This is a genomic window from Arthrobacter sp. JUb115 (assembly GCF_004365035.1).
Taxonomy (GTDB): Bacteria; Actinomycetota; Actinomycetes; order Actinomycetales; family Micrococcaceae; genus Glutamicibacter.
In genome coordinates this window covers 1-2,962 of record NZ_SOBS01000022.1, presented here as the reverse complement: position 1 = coordinate 2,962, position 2,962 = coordinate 1, and the positions used below count along the sequence as shown (strand labels likewise).

The window sequence follows — 2,962 nt, the reverse complement described above, 5'->3', positions numbered from 1 at the left end:
CACACGCTCTTACACGCGCTTCAACCTGGCCATGGGTAGATCACTTCGCTTCGGGTCTAGATCACGCCACTCAAACGCCCTATTCAGACTCGCTTTCGCTACGGCTTCCCCACACGGGTTAACCTCGCGACGTAACACTAACTCGCAGGCTCATTCTTCAAAAGGCACGCCATCACCAGGGAACAAGTCCCCAGCTCTAACGGATTGTAAGCGCACGGTTTCAGGTACTATTTCACTCCCCTCCCGGGGTACTTTTCACCATTCCCTCACGGTACTGATTCACTATCGGTCATCAAGTAGTATTCAGGCTTACCAGGTGGTCCTGGCAGATTCACACAAGGTTTCACGGGCCCCGTGCTACTCGGGTATCAACACTAGAACGGCAGACACGCATTACACCTACGGGACTATCACCCTCTATGGTCCGGCATTCCAACCGATTCACCTATACGCCTGCACCTCATCCCACCAGCAAGATAGCGCTGGTACATGCCGACCCCACAACCCCGGTGATGCAACGCCTATCCGCTATCACACACCAACCGGTTTAGCCCCATCCGCGTTCGCTCGCCACTACTAACGGAATCACTGTTGTTTTCTCTTCCTGCGGGTACTGAGATGTTTCACTTCCCCGCGTTCCCTCCACACAGCCTATACATTCAGCTGCAGGTCACACCACATAACATGGTGCGGGGTTCCCCCATTCGGAAATCCTGGTCTCAACGTCCGGTTATCGACTCCACCAGGCTTATCGCAGATTCCCACGTCCTTCATCGGCTCTTGATGCCAAGGCATCCACCGTGCGCCCTTAAAAACTTCAACACAACATCAAAGTCAAAAGATATGAGCAATAAAACAATCTAACAAAATCACGCAGACAAGACTCCAACACCAGGCAATCCAAGGAAAAGGACTACCCAGCTCATCTCATCTGCAAGATGCTCGCGTTCACTATACAGTTCCCAAACAACAACCCCGCACCCCCGCAACAACACCCCAAAACCAACACCAACCAAAGGCCAGCATCAATCCAACAGGACATCCTTGCAGCAAACACAGGACAAACACCGAAACACCAAGAACCCCTCACCCAAGCGAACACCACCAGGACCCTCCCCACAGGAAGAACCCCGGCAACCATTCACCAGGAAAGGAGGCTTGTTGCCTCAAAACCCAACAGCATGCCAAACCATACAAACCACGCAACACCCACACACCGCATTCCAGCACCGCAAGAAGAAAACCCCTCGCAATGCGTACTAGCAGATGCCCAAGCACCACGCGGCCACAGCCAATACCCCGCACCAGCATCAGCCAGCACGTTTTCCGGTATTGAGTCCATTGATATTCCACCCATGAGCAACCCACCCGGACAACACTCGTGTCCAGCATGGGCAACCAATAATGGTTAGCTCCTTAGAAAGGAGGTGATCCAGCCGCACCTTCCGGTACGGCTACCTTGTTACGACTTAGTCCCAATCGCCAGTCCCACCTTCGACGACTCCCCCCACACAAGGTGGTTAGGCCATCGGCTTCGGGTGTTACCAACTTTCGTGACTTGACGGGCGGTGTGTACAAGGCCCGGGAACGTATTCACCGCAGCGTTGCTGATCTGCGATTACTAGCGACTCCGACTTCATGGGGTCGAGTTGCAGACCCCAATCCGAACTGAGACCGGCTTTTAGGGATTAGCTCCACCTCACAGTATCGCAACCCATTGTACCGGCCATTGTAGCATGCGTGAAGCCCAAGACATAAGGGGCATGATGATTTGACGTCATCCCCACCTTCCTCCGAGTTGACCCCGGCAGTCTCCCATGAGTCCCCACCTTTACGTGCTGGCAACATGGAACGAGGGTTGCGCTCGTTGCGGGACTTAACCCAACATCTCACGACACGAGCTGACGACAACCATGCACCACCTGTGAACCAGCCCCGAAGGGAAACCCCATCTCTGAGGCGGTCTGGCACATGTCAAGCCTTGGTAAGGTTCTTCGCGTTGCATCGAATTAATCCGCATGCTCCGCCGCTTGTGCGGGCCCCCGTCAATTCCTTTGAGTTTTAGCCTTGCGGCCGTACTCCCCAGGCGGGGCACTTAATGCGTTAGCTACGGCGCGGAAAACGTGGAATGTCCCCCACACCTAGTGCCCAACGTTTACGGCATGGACTACCAGGGTATCTAATCCTGTTCGCTCCCCATGCTTTCGCTCCTCAGCGTCAGTAAATGCCCAGAGACCTGCCTTCGCCATCGGTGTTCCTCCTGATATCTGCGCATTTCACCGCTACACCAGGAATTCCAGTCTCCCCTACATCACTCTAGTCTGCCCGTACCCACCGCAGATCCGAGGTTGAGCCTCGGACTTTCACGGCAGACGCGACAAACCGCCTACGAGCTCTTTACGCCCAATAAATCCGGATAACGCTTGCGCCCTACGTATTACCGCGGCTGCTGGCACGTAGTTAGCCGGCGCTTCTTCTGCAGGTACCGTCACTTTCGCTTCTTCCCTACTGAAAGAGGTTTACAACCCGAAGGCCGTCATCCCTCACGCGGCGTCGCTGCATCAGGCTTTCGCCCATTGTGCAATATTCCCCACTGCTGCCTCCCGTAGGAGTCTGGGCCGTGTCTCAGTCCCAGTGTGGCCGGTCACCCTCTCAGGCCGGCTACCCGTCGTCGCCTTGGTGAGCCATTACCTCACCAACAAGCTGATAGGCCGCGAGTCCATCCCCCACCGATAAATCTTTCCACCAACAACCATGCGGTCAAAGGTAATATCCGGTATTAGACCCAGTTTCCCGGGCTTATCCCAGAGTCGGGGGCAGGTTACTCACGTGTTACTCACCCGTTCGCCACTAATCCACCCAGCAAGCTGGGCTTCATCGTTCGACTTGCATGTGTTAAGCACGCCGCCAGCGTTCATCCTGAGCCAGGATCAAACTCTCCATAAAAAAATAAAAAGCCACC

General features: G+C 54.9%; 2 rRNA genes (1 of these 2 cut by a window edge). Both read right to left on the bottom strand.

Annotated elements, in window-relative coordinates:
• A 23S ribosomal RNA gene (locus EDF61_RS18595) occupies positions 1-822 on the bottom strand; it reaches 2,427 nt to the left of the window's first position.
• A 598-nt stretch (positions 823-1,420) separates the two neighbouring features.
• A 16S ribosomal RNA gene (locus EDF61_RS18590) occupies positions 1,421-2,946 on the bottom strand.
• Together the 16S and 23S rRNA genes form the textbook arrangement of a ribosomal RNA operon.
• Positions 2,947-2,962 lie beyond the last annotated feature (16 nt).